This is a genomic window from Streptomyces sp. NPDC005962 (assembly GCF_040629205.1).
Classification (GTDB): domain Bacteria; phylum Actinomycetota; class Actinomycetes; order Streptomycetales; family Streptomycetaceae; genus Streptomyces.
The window spans coordinates 130,094-144,572 of record NZ_JBEXVE010000008.1 but is presented as its reverse complement, the minus strand read 5'-3'; the positions used below and the strand labels follow the sequence as shown (position 1 = coordinate 144,572).

General features: G+C 67.6%; 11 protein-coding genes. 7 read left to right on the top strand and 4 right to left on the bottom strand.

What is annotated here, in order from left to right; genetic code table 11:
- Positions 1-21: 21 nt before the first annotated feature.
- Genes ABZ370_RS16010 through ABZ370_RS16000 form a run of 3 tightly spaced genes read left to right on the top strand, consistent with a single transcriptional unit; the run spans position 22 to position 2,529 of the window.
- Positions 22-537 (top strand): winged helix-turn-helix domain-containing protein, encoded by a 516-nt coding sequence (locus ABZ370_RS16010; RefSeq protein WP_358620567.1) that lies wholly within the window; start codon positions 22-24, stop codon positions 535-537.
- Between the two features lie 36 nt (positions 538-573).
- Positions 574-1,668 carry a serine hydrolase domain-containing protein gene (locus tag ABZ370_RS16005; protein WP_358620564.1) on the top strand — a complete coding sequence of 365 codons (1,095 nt, stop codon included), beginning with the start codon at positions 574-576 and terminating at the stop codon, positions 1,666-1,668.
- 45 nt (positions 1,669-1,713) lie between these two features.
- Positions 1,714-2,529: an SDR family oxidoreductase gene (locus ABZ370_RS16000; protein WP_358620561.1), complete on the top strand. Its 816-nt coding sequence runs from the start codon at positions 1,714-1,716 to the stop codon at positions 2,527-2,529.
- A gap of 172 nt (positions 2,530-2,701) precedes the next feature.
- Here the strand turns inward: ABZ370_RS16000 and ABZ370_RS15995 are convergent, their stop codons facing one another.
- The 3 genes from ABZ370_RS15995 to ABZ370_RS15985 all read right to left on the bottom strand — a co-directional run bounded on the left by ABZ370_RS15995 (position 2,702) and on the right by ABZ370_RS15985 (position 4,211).
- Positions 2,702-2,938 (bottom strand): helix-turn-helix domain-containing protein, encoded by a 237-nt coding sequence (locus tag ABZ370_RS15995; RefSeq protein WP_358620559.1) that lies wholly within the window; start codon positions 2,936-2,938, stop codon positions 2,702-2,704.
- A gap of 35 nt (positions 2,939-2,973) precedes the next feature.
- Positions 2,974-3,741, bottom strand: a complete 768-nt coding sequence (locus tag ABZ370_RS15990) for a hypothetical protein (protein WP_358620556.1) — start codon at positions 3,739-3,741, stop codon at positions 2,974-2,976.
- A 311-nt stretch (positions 3,742-4,052) separates the two neighbouring features.
- Positions 4,053-4,211, bottom strand: coding sequence for a hypothetical protein (locus tag ABZ370_RS15985; RefSeq protein ID WP_358620554.1), 159 nt, complete (start codon positions 4,209-4,211; stop codon positions 4,053-4,055).
- A 238-nt stretch (positions 4,212-4,449) separates the two neighbouring features.
- Between ABZ370_RS15985 and ABZ370_RS15980 the strand changes: the two genes are divergently transcribed.
- Positions 4,450-7,194 carry a tetratricopeptide repeat protein gene (locus tag ABZ370_RS15980; RefSeq protein WP_358620552.1) on the top strand — a complete coding sequence of 915 codons (2,745 nt, stop codon included), beginning with the start codon at positions 4,450-4,452 and terminating at the stop codon, positions 7,192-7,194.
- Between the two features lie 25 nt (positions 7,195-7,219).
- Here ABZ370_RS15980 and ABZ370_RS15975 read toward each other — a convergent pair whose 3' ends face one another.
- Positions 7,220-8,122: a serine/threonine-protein kinase gene (locus ABZ370_RS15975; protein ID WP_358620550.1), complete on the bottom strand. Its 903-nt coding sequence runs from the start codon at positions 8,120-8,122 to the stop codon at positions 7,220-7,222.
- A gap of 416 nt (positions 8,123-8,538) precedes the next feature.
- Between ABZ370_RS15975 and ABZ370_RS15970 the strand changes: the two genes are divergently transcribed.
- The 3 genes from ABZ370_RS15970 to ABZ370_RS15960 are packed head-to-tail and all read left to right on the top strand — an operon-like array spanning position 8,539 to position 14,475.
- Positions 8,539-9,759 (top strand): PD-(D/E)XK nuclease family protein, encoded by a 1,221-nt coding sequence (locus tag ABZ370_RS15970; RefSeq protein ID WP_358620547.1) that lies wholly within the window; start codon positions 8,539-8,541, stop codon positions 9,757-9,759.
- Positions 9,723-10,955, top strand: a complete 1,233-nt coding sequence (locus ABZ370_RS15965) for a hypothetical protein (protein ID WP_358620544.1) — start codon at positions 9,723-9,725, stop codon at positions 10,953-10,955. The genes ABZ370_RS15970 and ABZ370_RS15965 overlap by 37 nt, the downstream gene beginning before the upstream one ends.
- Positions 10,948-14,475, top strand: coding sequence for a hypothetical protein (locus tag ABZ370_RS15960; protein WP_358620541.1), 3,528 nt, complete (start codon positions 10,948-10,950; stop codon positions 14,473-14,475). The genes ABZ370_RS15965 and ABZ370_RS15960 overlap by 8 nt, the downstream gene beginning before the upstream one ends.
- Positions 14,476-14,479: the final 4 nt, after the last annotated feature.

Below are 14,479 nucleotides of genomic sequence, written 5' to 3'. Positions count from 1 at the left end.
GAATAACGTAGTGTCCGGTGCATGGCCGACGAGTCCCTGCACGAGCGGGTCGCCGCACTCGAAGAACGGGTGTCGCGGCTGGAGTCCGAAGCACCGGACACCTCCTGGAACGAAGTGTTCTGGGCTCTGGAGGGGCTGCGCCGGCGGATCACGGGAAACGGCCAGGTGCTGTTCACCGGTGCGGTCGAGCTGCCCACAGGCAAGAAATACGAATGGCAGCAGGGCGCCACGACCGACGGCCTGCTGGACGCGGACTGGTCCCCACACGCCGCGCCCTACGCCGCGTTGGGTCACCCGGTGCGGCTCACCCTGCTGCGCGCCGTGCTGGGCGGCGTCGGCTCCGCGGCCGAACTGCAGGAAACCGCCGGGCTGAACACCACCGGCCAGCTCTACCACCACCTCAAACAGCTCACGGCGACCGGCTGGCTCCAGGCCGAGGGCCGCGGCCACTACCAGGTGCCCGCGGGCCGGGTCGTCCCGCTGCTCGTGCTGCTGTCGGCGGTGGTGCCACCAGGCAATCCGACCACGGGGGAATGACGCGTGAAACGACTGAACCGACGTAAATTCATCACCATGGCGTCCGCGGCGACGGGTGCTTCGCTCCTGTCCGGCCCCGCCGTCGCGGCCGATAGCACCGACGCCGCCGCCGACACCCTGCCCGCACAGGTGCGGTACACCCTGGACCAGGCGCTGGCCGCCGGGAGTCCGAGCGCGGTGTGCGGCGTCATCCGGGGCGGACGGACGTACGTGGCGGGCGCGGCCGGAAAGGGGAAGCGGACGCCGGACGGCCGGACCGTGTTCCAGCTCGGCTCGATCGGCAAGACGCTCACCGCCACCGCCCTCGCGCTGGCCGTCGGCGCGGGCGAGACGCGCCTCGACGCACCGCTCACCCTGCCCGCGCGTTTCCCCATACCCCGCAAGGGCCCCCGCCGGATCACCCTGGCCGACCTGGCGACCCACTCCTCCGGCCTGCCCCGGCTGCCGCGGGGCGTCCTCGACGCCACGAACCCGTACGACCCGTACGCGCACTACACGCTGGACGGCCTGGCCGCGGACCTCGGCGAGACCACCCTGGCCCACGCGCCGGGCGAGAAGTACGCGTACTCGAACCTCGGCTTCGGACTCCTCGGCCAGGCACTGGCCTTCGACCGCGTGGACGAGATGCTGCGGCACCGGGTCGCCGCGCCGCTGGGGATGACCGACACCACGACGACCCTGCGGCCGGACATGCTGCTCCGCAAGTCCCTGGGCCACATGCAGGGTCAACTGGTCCCGGACTGGCGCGACTCCGTGCTCAGCGCGGCGGGCACCTCCCTCTACAGCACGGCCAACGACATGCTGCGCTTCCTGGCCGCCCAACTCCGCCCCGAACGCTCCCCGTTGCGCGACGCCATCGAACTGACCCAGCGGCCGCGCCTCGACGCCGCGGAAGGCCTGCGGATCGGGCTCGCCTGGAACCTCAGCCCGCTGTCCGGCGGCCGCACCATGACCTGGCACAACGGCGGCACCGGCGGCTTCAGCACCTGCACGGCGTTCGACCGGGAGCGCGGGACGGCCGTGGTGATGATGGTGAACACCTGGAGCCAGGAGACCGAGACGAAGCCCCGCCCGGTCGACGCGCTCACCATCGACCTGCTCCGCGAACTCGACGCGGCGGCCCCTGCGTAGGATCACACCGCCTGTTGCCCCCGCCGGTGAGGAGTCCTGACGACCATGGCCGACGAGCGAGTTGTCGTTGTCACCGGCGGAGGCACCGGCATCGGCGCCGCGACCGCCCGGTTGCTGCGCGCCGAGGGACACCACGTCGTCATCGCCGGACGGCGGCCCGACCCCCTCCAGCGGATCGCCGACGAAACGGGGGCGCTGGCCCACCCCGCCGATCTCACGGACGCGGCCGCCGTCCGCGAACTGGTCGACACCACGGTCTCCCGCCACGGCAGGCTCGACGGACTCGTCCTCAACGCGGGCGCCGGGCGCGGCGGAGCAGTGGGCGACCTCTCGGACGAGACCTGGGAGTTGGTGCTGCGCACCAACCTGACCAGCCCCTTCCTCCTCATGCGAGCGGCTCTCCCGCACCTGCTGAAGGCCCGCGGTGCGGTCGTCGCCGTCGCCTCCGTCTCGGCACTGCGCAACGGAACGGGCAACGCCGCGTACGCCACCTCCAAGGCCGCGCTCCTCCAGCTGTGCCGCTCGTTGTCCGTCGACTACGGCCGCCAGGGCCTGCGGGCCAACACCGTCTGCCCCAGCTGGGTGCGCACCGAGATGGCCGACCGCCGGATGGCCCGCTTCGCCGAGGAGACGGAACTGGAGGGCGGTGTCGAGGAGGCGTACGAAGAGGCGACCACCCTGATACCCGCGGGGCGCCCGGGCGACCCGTCCGAGGTCGCCGAGGCGATCGCCTGGCTGCTGTCGCCCGCCGCGTCCTTCGTCAACGGCGCGGCCCTCACGGTGGACGGCGGCGTCACGGCCCTCGACGCGGGCACGGTGCCGTTCGACTTCCGCCTCACGCGCCGCAGCGACAGCCTCTGACGAGCCGGTGGCACTTGGCATTGTTGATGCAGACGGAAGGCCAAGAAAAGTCCCAGGAAACTTCCACCGCCGAGGTTTGCTAGGCGCCCTGAGGACGGAGCCGACGGGTACGGCCCCGGGGCTTACGCCCCGAGGCCGTATGGCGATCGAATATGGCGCCGTCGGTTCGGGCCTACAGGGTGGCCCCCAGGCCGTACTCGTCCGACTCCAGGTCCACGGTGTACAGAGGCCGTTCGTCGATCCCCAGGACGCGCATCAACTCGTTGGTCGGAACCCGATATCTGCCGCCGACACGGAGGACGAGGCAGGGGAACTCGCCCCTATGGATCAGCCGATAACCGGTTGCCGGGCAGATGCCGAACGCACGGGCCGCCGTCCGTAGGTCGACTGCGACTGGTAGGTCGAACATCTCGGTGAAACTGAGCTGACCGCAGGCCTGGCGCTTCACCGCTGCCTCGTGCCAGGACGAATCGGCAGGGTTCCAACGCGATGCCTGGATCGCCGCTGCCGGGTGCGGTGATTCGTCGTGCGGACCCTTGTCCCCTCCTCGACATTGGCGAAGGTGCCTTCCCGCAGGTGCTCCCGATGCACCCGGAAGCGCAGGGGAGCACGCAGACCGTCCGGCCCGTCCGGACGGTCGACCTGTACGTCCAGCCCTTGCCGGGCCGCAGAGGTGTCCGCCGTCTCGCCCGCCGAGGTAAGGGCGCGGTCCTGCGTGATGTGCTCCACTTGAGTGGAGGGGACCTCCCGCAGGCCGGCACGGGCGAAGTGCCACGCCCTGGTGCGCGCCGCCTTGACCAGCGGGGCGATGGAGAGGGGGGTCGTGGTGTCCGGGGCTGTCAGTTCTTCGAGCAGGGCCAGGGTCATCTCGGCCTCCACGTCCGACCGGTCGGCGCGCAGGCGCCTGCAGACGCGATGGGCCGTCCCGGTGAGCCTGGGCAGGGCCAGCCAGATCACCAGGAGCCTCCCGCTTCCGTGCGAGGTGAGATCGGCCCGTGCGGCGCTGAGTACCGCTTCCCAGATCGCGGCGGAGAACTGCGGGTCGGCGCCCGGCCCATACAGGGCCTCGTGCGCTTCGGCGGCGGTCAGTTGGATCGGCCCTGCCTCGTTCCCATCCGTGCCGACGGTCACCAGCGTCGCCTCGTTGACTCGCGGGTCGTCGAAGTGCTGCCTCACCGAGGCGAACACACTTGTGGGAGGTGGATGAATCATGAAATATCCTCTCTCAGCTCGAGAGCAGTCTCGGGCGATGGGCGAATGGAGACGTGGTGTGGAACGGCGCTCTGTGCCTGCGAGCCGGGCAAAATGGAAAGCAGCCCCAGGCGTCCCACTTTTCTACTTACCTGTACGGTCTCGAACGTGTTGCTCGAAAACCGATACCGCTGACCCTGAGCGTGTGATGAGCGCCGAGAGGCCAAGAACTCGCCCAGCAAGCAACGGGGTCGCCGCCAACTTGTGCGGCGTGAGGCGGTGGGTGGGGAGGGTGCCCACCTCCGGGCAGACACCCTCCAGTGCCGTGGGGCTTAGGCGGTTTCGGAGGACGAGGTGTCCGTGGTCTCGGTCTGCTGGGTCGCCGGAGTCGTGCCCGCGGCCGGGTCGGTCGTCCGCCGACGACGGCGCGGGGGGAAGCCGGGCGACTGCCTGAGGCGGTTCACCCGACGGTTGCGCTGACGGTTGTTCATGGACTGAAGATCCTTCCTGATCGGGAACTGCGTCGACGTCTCACCTTTCGGCGAGCGGCTGGTGCCATCGTGCCCGGGCGGCCAGGAGCCCCGCAGAGCGAAAACTGAGCGAAAACTGAGTCCCGAGGGCGTGAAGGAGCACGCACGTGTGAAGCGTCCTGCGCCTGTGCACAGATGAAGGGGTGTCACTCAGGCCGTTGGGGCGGCCCTTTGCTGTCGTGCGTGGAAAGGAAGAGGCATGGACGGGCGTGTGCTGGGCCCGGTCAGCGTCGAAATGGCAGGCAGGAAGGGGGTCTTAGGGACGACGAAGGTGGCTGCCCTGTTCGCCCTGTTGATCACATCGCCGGGATGCCGGTGCAGCAGGGAGGAGATCGCCCATGTCCTTTGGGAGGGGGAGAGGGGGATCAGCGACCGGGTGGATTGGGCCGTCAGGGAACTTCGGAAGCGGCTGGGTAAGGAGTTAGTGCCTCACGGAGGTAAGTCGGGCTTCTGCACGCTCCGCGTGCCGGCCGGGAGCGTTGACTATCTCCGCTTTCGTGAAGGGTGGCGGCGAGCTGCCCTGTTACCCCTTCCCGAGCGGTTCGAGCAACTCCGCGCCGCTTTGGCGGAATGGGTAGATGACGAACCGCTGCGGGGGCTGCTCGAGAGCAGCTTCCAGGTGCGCAGGGAGCAGATGCGAGCGGAGCGGATCACCGCAGTGTGCGACCTGCTGGAAGCCGCGTGGAGGTCCGGGGAAGAGAAGTGGCTTCGAGAGGAGTCGGAGAAGTGGTACGCGCGATCACCGAGGAATGCGCGGGTTTTTCAGTACTACCTGATCGCGCATGGCCGGGAATTGCCCGATCGGAAGCGTGAGCGCCTCATCGACCAGTGGAAGCGTCACTCAGGGAGGCCGGACGCCGATCTCCAGAGCGTCATCGACCAATTGCGTGGGGACGCCCCCCGATCGGGAGGCACAGTGCTCCTTCCGATCCCGGATCAGCTGCCCGCCGACGAGCGCCGCCCTATTGGGCAGGAGTGCTTGGTCCGCGCACTCGTCGACGTCGTATGTGAGGAGCAGGACGCGGGCCGGATGCCGCTGATCTTGCTCAGCGGTATGGCGGGCGTAGGGAAAAGCACCGTAGCCCACCACCTCGCGCGGCGGTTGAGGGAGCGATTTCCGGACGGAGTCCTCTACGCCGAGCTGAACGGGTTCGCCGAGGGCGAGTTACGGCCTGCCGAACCGGAGCAGGTGCTGGACGGATTCCTGGCTGCCCTGCCGCCCTATTCCACGGTGACAGGGCAGCAAGGCAAGAGCGCGGCGCTGCGCTCGGCCCTCGCCCACCGTTCGGCTCTCCTTGTTCTCGATGATGCGTTCAACGCCAAGCAGGTGCTGCCGCTACTCCCGGGAGTCGGCACCTGCGCTGTGATCATCACAAGCCGCGATGAGCTAGGCGGTCTGTGTTCCCGGAAAGAGGTGCACTCGCGCAAGGTGGAGCTGTTGCGGGACGAGGCTGCCCTGAAAGTTCTCACGGAGAAGGTGGCTGAGAAGGACCGATCAAAGTACGCCCAGGGGTTCGCCGACCTCATCCGTCTCTGCGGCAACTTGCCGCTCGCGCTCAGCGTCGTGGCGCGACGCTTGAGAGACCGCCCACTGCACACCATCCCGGCCCTGGTGGGGGAAATGAAGAAGGAGCGAGCCAGACTGGATGCCCTGCACCTTCCGGAACACGAGATGTCGGTGCGAGTGGCACTGAATTGCTCCGTACGCGCGCTCAGTGAGGAAGGCAGATTGCTCCTCTGGCAGTTGGCCATTCATCCTGGCCCCAGTGTCTCTTGGGATGCCGTGATGGATATCGGCGCTGTGAGTGAGGGGATGCGCGCGGATCGGGTTCTGGGGGAACTTGTGGCGGCGAACCTGGTGGAACTCCAGTCCGACCGCTATCGCCTGCACGACCTGGTGCGCGCATTCGCCCGCCACCACGTACACCCGGCGCCCCTCGGAGACGAAGCAGCTATCAGACGGAAGACCGTGCGCCAGGTACTGGAACACCAATTGCAAAACGTCCGAGCCTGCGACCGGGTACTCGACCACCAGCGCATGTTGCCCATCGGTGAACCGGACGGGGTCACGGTGACCGAACCCGCGGACCCGGAGCAGGCGATGGAGTTGCTGGACAAGGAGTACGACACTGTTCGGCGCGGCATGGAACTGGCCGTCAGCCAACGGATCGAGCGATACATGTGGCTGCTGCCAATGTCCCTGGTCACCTATCGATGGCGTCGCCGTCGCCTTACCGAAGCGCTGACGGACCTCCGCTGTGCAGCCGAGATCGCAGAGACAGATGCCTCTCCGGTCGACTGCGCGATGGTTTACCGGATGCTGGCGGGAACGCAGTGGCGCCTGGAGGAATTCGACCTGGCCGCTGCCCAGCTGCGGCGTGCCGTACTCCTCAGTCGGCAGGACGACAGTAAGAGCGGTCGGCTGAGCCTCGCCCGCTCGCTGTACACGCTCGGGATCACCTTGCGCAAGCAGGGCCAGGGTACGGCAGCGGAGGAACACCTCCGACAAGCCCTGGAACTGTATGGGGAAGCGCCCGACCGGGTGGGAGAAGCAGAGGCGCTGAACGGCATCGGCGCGCTCCACTACGACCGTGGCGAGTACGACGAGGCGCTGCGCTGGTGCGCGGACGCTCTCAGCGTGGTCGAGCGGACGGTGGAACGCAGCGGCCGGGCAGACGTGCTGTTCACCCTGGCGAAGGTGCACCTCGCCCGTTCCGAGCGGGACGAGGCTGTCTCTCTGTACCGACAAGCGTGCGATATCTACCGCGAGCAGGAGTACTGGCCCGACGAGGACAAGGCGCGACGGCTTTTCGCGGATGTCCTGGTGTCCGCCGGGCGTACCCAGGAGGCGGTGGAGGAGCTGGAGAGGGTCCTCGTGCTGCGAGAACGAATGGAAGGCACGAACGCGCAGGAGATCCGGGAGTTACTGGAGGGGCTGAGGTGACGTTCACCCGTCGGGGAACGTCGCTTCACAGCCGCGCTGGGTGGGTGCGGTAGTACTCCGTCGGATCAGGGCTCAGCGGCTTCTGCGGTCGTCGTGAGCCCAGCGTGGGCAGGTACGGGCGGATGTGTTCGAATACCTCGCGAACGTCGGCTGGGCGGTCCGCAGCGTCCCATTGGACCATCTGCAACGCGAGGTCGCGGAATTGCTGGGGGATCGAAGCGATCCGGTCAGGCGGCAGTACGGGGTAGCCTCGACAAACGCGTCTTTCCGGCCCACCGTAGGGCGGGCGCAACACGGTCATCTCCAGTAGTATGCAGCCCAATCCGAAGATGTCCGCCTGTTCAGTCAGGCCATCGCGGTTTTCTTCGAGTTGCTCGGGTGCGGCGTATCCGGTCGTACCGTGTACATCGAGCGTCTCTCTCCCGATCTGGACAGCTCGCCCCATGTCGATCAGGCGTAGACGGCCGTCCGGCTCCACCATGACGTTCTCGGGCTTCAGGTCGCAGTGCACCAGTTCCTTTCTGTGTACTTCCCAGAGAGTTTCGCAGAGCTGCCCGATGATCGAGGCCACAGTGCCCGGATCTCTGACCGGTCGCTTCGCCGCTAGGACGTCCCGAAGCTGCCGCCCCTCGATGAACTCCATGACAAGGCATCTGTCGTCCTTGTATGTGCCGGCCGCGATGAGTTCTGGAATCGCTTCGATCCCACTCAGATTTCGCATGAGGTGGCCTTCATCGATCAACTTCTCTCCATCGCTTTGGTGGTGGACTCGAGGTCCCATCCTCCAAGGCTTCTGTGTCTTTACCGCCACCTTCTCCCCGTGCTCGCGTCCGCGGCCGGCGTAAAGATCGCCGTAACCTCCGTCGCCAATTAAGCCCAGAATTTCGTAACGGTGTTCGATATTGCCGATTTCTTTGACCTCGCTCATGGCCACCTTAGTTTCCCTACCCTGAAAGGCGGATCGCCGTGCCCGGAAAAAAGGAGCAAGTAATGTCACAGCCCTGGTTGCCCCCTGATGGGGTGTGCCGTACGTCCCAGGACATCACGGTATCCGTCGGCATGTTCAAGAGGGGAGAGTTTCGCTGCCCGGCCGCCGATGGGCTTAAGGCACGTGGCTACCTTCCCGTGGAACCGGCGCCGCGCCGCCGCGAGCGGTTGGAGCACTTCACCCTCGGCCCCTTCATGGCCGCCTGTGACGCGCGTAACCGGCCCTCCGTCCTCACGGCCGCCTCGAGCCGGTCGCGTACCGCCCCACTCCACGACGGGCTCCAGGCCTGGGCTGAACACGGGATGGCAATGTACGACGCGGCTTTCCCCGCCGACCCGTCATGTCCGCTGAGCGAGGTGGCAGAGCGGTGGACCTATCGCTACCGGCCGTCAGGACCGGAAGCACGGAGTGCGGAGGAGTACCGGTTCACCGTGTGGGGCCGCTGTCTGACCTCCGCCGACGGGATGCTCCGCGAACTCCGCCTGCCCGTACACCGACTCGGCCAGAGCCTCCCGCCGGAGGGGTTTGTCGCCGCCGCGGCCCTGGTGCTGGCCGAGGGGGCTCCGGGGCCGCCGCCGGAGCACGTACGGATCGTGGAGTTCGCGCTGCTCGACGGCCGTACGCGGGAGCTTTTCGCGGGAAGCCGGACGCAGGCACTCGCCCTCTACCGTGAACACGGGCCTGATGCGCTGGCCGACATTCTGAACGGCCAGGAGTACCGCCCGGGCTCCTCGTGCGGTGAATGTCCATACGTACGCGTCTGTCCGGCCCTGCGCGCCGCACCCGGGCTGCTGGGAATCGAGGCGACGGGCCGGCCACGGCGTACCTGGTCAGTGACCAACGGGCGCAACTACCGTGTCTGCCCGGCCCGAGACCACATGCGTCGTTTGCGCCTGCCCGCAGCGGACTCCATCGAGCGAGAGGTGACGGCTGAGCGGGGCCGAGCACTACACGCCTACCTCGCCGACCGCCACGGCCACGGCATTCCTCGGCCATGCACAGCCGAGGTCCCCGAGCAGTGGGTGCCGAACGGGTTCGAACTGCCCGAACACGAACGCGCGCTCGGCGCACGCTTGCTGCGCCGACACGCCGCGGTCTGTCCGCTGCGGTGCGTCAAGGACAGCACGGACGTACGGACCGAACCCCGGGTGGTCCGGCACGACACCGCCGCCGACGTCGTGGTGATAGCGGCACCCGATCTGCTCTACCGCGACGCGGACTCGTGGGTGTGGCGCGAGACCAAGACCTCGGCCACCAACCGGAGGTCGAGCCGCCCGCTGCTAGAGCTTTATCCACAACTGGCCCTGGCGGTCACGCTCGTCGCACGCGGGGACCTCGGCGGTAAGTCGACCCGCGCTCGGGTCGAGCTGGAGGTACTGCGCCCCGGCGGCGCGGACCTGGAACTCATCGACCCTTTCATCCCCGCCAACCGGACTGCGGCGGAACAGGTCCTGGGGGCAATGGTGTCCGAGTGGCACGGGGACGACTACTACACACCCGTCCCCGGACGCGCCTGCGGCCGGTGTGAAGTGGCCCGCTGGTGTTCGGCGTCGCTCGTTGCCGAGGTTCCCGCGTGAGGGCGGGTAAGGCCGGGCACAAGAGCGCTCAGGCAGACACTGGTGAGGCACGAAGCGCGGGTACCGAGCTGTTCTGTGAGCTTGCCCGCATGGTGGCGGCTCTGGCCGAGAGCCAGAGCCTCCGCTCGTTCACCTTGCCTTACCCCGGCTTCGCCCAGCGTGCGCTGGACCGCACAGTGACGCGCTGCCTCGACATCGGGGAGGCCCCGCCGAGAAGTCTCCCAGAGCTCTGGGAGTGGTGCCGAAGCAGAACGGCAGACGATCGGCTCTTCCAGGTCCCGGCCTCCTTCGTCACCCCGGACGCGACGCTGGTGCACCCCGTCGGCCTGATGCCCACCCGGACCTGTCTCGAATTGGCCTCCCACAGGCCCAACGGAGGCGTGGCTACGGAGGCCCGCACGCTTCTAGACGATCTGGAGGCGCGCTGTGGATCGACCGAGCGCTACCGACGATGCCGACGGTTCCTGGCGTGCCACCCCGTGGTGCACCAGGAGGACCGACGGGCGCCCGGATGGAGCAAGGCCGTGTGGAGCAGGGTCAAGGAGCTCTACCGGCCTCTGCCCGAATCCCTGCTCGTCGACGGCGTCTCCCTGCGCTGTCTGTCATGCGGACTCCCTGCCCTGCCAAGTGGCCGGACCGTGCCCGTCCCGGGGCAGCCTGTAGCCGACGACCAGATGTGGTGCGAGGCGGAGGATCGCCCGCGCGGCGACGGTTTCGAACTGATCCGCGATCCGGAACTCGCCTTGGTACTGCGGCGTTCATTGCGCGCGTTCCTCGTCCTGCCACACCGGGTCGAGGAAGCAGCCCTGAACGAACTCGATGGGGCCGGAATCGACTACGAGGCCGTATCGGGACGTCTGAGCGCCTATCGCCTGCGGGATACCGGGTCCGAAACCCTGGACGTGCAGGTGTACGACCGGCTTCAGCCGGGGCTTCTCGCCGCCCATCTGACCAACGGCGCACCGCTTGCCGACCACACCTTCATCGTGGTGCCCCAGCGGCTTGCCGAGCGTGACCGCTACCGCGAGAACTTCACCGCCGCCCTGCCCGCTCTCCTGAGGGAACGGCTGGTGCTGACCACGCCCGCGGACCTCGTACACCGCATCGAGGAGCCGATCGCTGAGGGGGACGACGCCGGAACGGCGGACCGGGGAAACCCGGAACCGACTCAAGAAGAGGGGAAAGACGATGCGTAGCATCACACCACCCTTGAACGACGTACTGCGCGCGCTCCAGGCGTTTCTGGGGCCATCCTTCCGCAAGCCCGCACTGGAAGCGTTCTGCCAGGTAGAACTCGGCCTGTACCTCCAGCAGAAGCTGATGCCCGGTACGCCCGCGGGCAGTGCCTGGGTGCTGTTCAGCGGGTACGGGTTCGCGGAGGCGTACGGAGTGCGGCTGCCACCGGACGCGGCGAAGACGCTGAGGGTCGCCCGGTACTCGCTGTGGACCCTGCGCAGGGGACGGGCCTGGCGCGATGCTCTCGAACGCTATCAGCGGTTCGACGCGAGGGCGCGCGGTTACGACGTGCCGGACACCGAAGTGCTGGCCGCTCGGCGTGAGATCTCCGTCGCCAGCGACCGTTTCCAGGTCTATGAACAACTGCTGCAAGTGGCCCCGCCGCTGGCGGGCAAGCGGCTGCCGGTCGCGGGCCCAGGGCCGCACGCCTTCCCCGTCAGCCGCTCTTTGGCGGTAGTCGACCTGCCGGTTGTCCCTCACACCCCCGTAGTCGCCCACGACATGGAGATGGTCCCCGTCGGCGAGGGCAGGCCGCTGGTCTTCACCCGAACGGATCTGGAACGCACGGCGGCGGACATGGACGCCACACATGCCCGTGACGGAAAAGGAAGGCCGCCGCGATGGGCGGAGCGGCTCGGGGCCTTCGAGCTGTCCATCAAAGAGGAAGGTACATTCCGTAAGGCTCAAGACTTCGAGTTCACGATCGACAAGATCCAGCACCTTCTCGGCATCGTGGGCGCGGGCAAGAGCACGCTGCGCGACATCATCGCCGTTCACTTGGCGAAGCTCGGCAAGCGCACCACTGTCGTGGTCTCCGACGTCGCAGAGGTGCTGAAGCTGGTCGAGCTGTACAACCTCTACACCGGCGGCGCGGCCGCGCCGGTGCTCGGTTCCTCCGGCCGGGAGCGGCACACCCAGCGGCTGCATCGCCGGCTTGCCGGGCGGGGTGAGCACCGACTGCTCGCCCATGACGACCCCGCCTTCGCCTACCTCGGAACGTCCTGTGTCCTGAACGTTCGGAGACAGGAGGCCATGCCGTCCGCCGAGCCCCTCGCCTTCAGCGAAGCCCCCTGCGCCCGGCTGAGGCCGCCGTCCGTCCCGGGACGCGGCACACAAGGCAGGGGGACATCCCCGTGGCAGAAGCGTCTGACGGGCTGTCCGTACTGGTCCGTATGCCCCCGGCACCACGGAGCCCGGGCCCTGGTCGACGCGCACATCTGGGTCGCCACGCCGGCCGGTTTGATCGATGCCTCGCCTCCCCGTCCGCAGAACGGGGAGCGTATCCGCTACCTCGAACTCGCCTGTCGCCGCAGTGACCTCGTGATCATCGACGAGGCCGACCGCGTACAGATGCAACTGGACCAGATCTTCGCGCCCGCAGCGGTTCTCGCCAGCGACGAGGACAAGGGCCTCATCGACGAACTCACCCGGCACAAGATCCGGGAACTCGCGGAGAGCGGGCGCACCCAGCTCTCCGAACGGGACGTGGAGATCTTCTCCGCCGCGCTCAACACGGCGACCTCCGCGACGGACCGATTGTACGCGATGCTCGTCACCGACTACGACCTGCGCTGCTGGGTTCGTACGGGGTACTTCAGCGCCTGGACCCTGCAACTCGGTCTGCTCGACGAACGCTATCCGCTTCCGGAGGACAGTGGGCCGGACCACGAGAACCACGAGCCGAGGGAGGCATTGACCAAGCTCCTCGACGCGTTCCGCGACAACCCCTTCGGCGACCGGACCAGACGGACGGAGGAGAATTTCAGCCAGTTGACCGTGCTGCTCAACGAACTGCTCCACACAGGCAATCCGGAAAACACCCGACGCCATCTGACTCAGGTCATGGAAGACGTCCTCCGCCTCGATTCGGAGTACATGGCTTCTCGACGACAGGTATACAAGGAAGAACTCGCCGAGTGGGAGCGCCGAGAGGAGGAGCGGCGGAAGAAGGGCACGCGCGGCGGCCGGAAGCGCAGGCAGGCCAAGCCACCGAAGACTCCCGACGAGTGGCGGAAAGAGCTCGCCACACGCTTCGAGTTCACCCTGCTGTTGAGCGCCCTCGAACCACGTCTCGCCTTGATCAACGCCATGTGGCCCCGGGTCGAGGCCGCTCTCAGCCTGGGCTACAACGAGATGTACCGTCGCCCGCTCGACTACGGCCCGATGGTGCCCGAGGCGCCCATGGGCAATGTGCTGGGATTTCAGTTTCGTGTCCCCGGCGAAGACGAGGGCGGCGTCCGCAGCGGGGAGCTGACTTTCTTCCGCTGCAGCGGTGTTGGTCGTGAGCTGCTGCGTGCCATGCCCCATCTCGCCTCCGTGGACGGCCGCCCCGGTGCTCATCTGCTGCTCATGTCCGGGAGCAGTTGGGCCGGCGCGTCCAGTCGCTACCACGTCTGCGTCCCGGTCGGTGTGATCATCGAGCCGCCGTCCGAGGTGACCGAGCGCATCGCCGCCGAGAGCGAGATGCGCTTCGAATTCATCGACGATGGCGACGAGAAATTGCGCCTGTCCGGAACCGCCCCCGAGGACCGCCCCGACAAACTGCGGCGTATCGCACGGTATTTGGGCGAGGGAGAGTACGACATCCTCGACGGTGGGCCGCTGGAGCGAGAGTTGCTGAACCTGCCACTGGGGCGGGAGCAGATTCTGCTGCTGGTCGGCAGTTATGCCGAGGCCCGCGTGGTCGCCGACACCCTGCACAATCTCAACTCCCGCTGGCGCGACAGCGTGCTCTGTCTCGTTTCGGACGACGAGGAGATTGCCCCGGAGGACGAAGCCCCCTCCGCCCATCGTGCCCGCTCGCTGCGCCGGGGCGATGTCGAGCATCTGAAGGATCTTGATGCGAACATCCTCGTGGCGCCCCTGCTGGCCGTGGAACGAGGCCACAACATTCTCAACGACGACGCTGAGGCCGCCATCGGTACGGTCTACTTTCTGGCCCGGCCCAATCCACATCCAGACGACCTGTCCCTGGCCGTTCACGCAGTCAACGACTGGATCGTCCGCGCGACAGCTGGTGGCGAGTTCGACTCTTGGGTACGAGGGGCCCGCACCATCGAGGAGGGCGCCGACGAAGTCCGCCGCCGGGCTCGCTCGCGCTGGTACCAGGTACTCGAACGTTCGATGGCGTGGAGCCGCCTCGGTGACGAGCGGGAGCGCGTCACGTGGGACATGTTGGTCCTGATGTGGCAGGTGATCGGGCGGCTGGTGCGCGGAGGGGTGCCCGCCCGGGTGGTCTTCGTCGACGTCGCCTTCGCCCCGAACCGAGGGGCAACACCATCCCGGCCTGACACCCCCACGTCCAGCCTGCTGCACAGCGTGCTCGAGGTGCTGAACCCGTACTTCGCAGGCGACACGAAGACGGCCGAGGAGCAGTTCATCGCCCGGGCATTGTACGAGCCGCTGAGGCGCATGCTCGCCCGCCTGCTGGCCGAGCCTTATGCCCCGGTCCACACCCAGGAGTCACACCCCACACGCTAGGAGG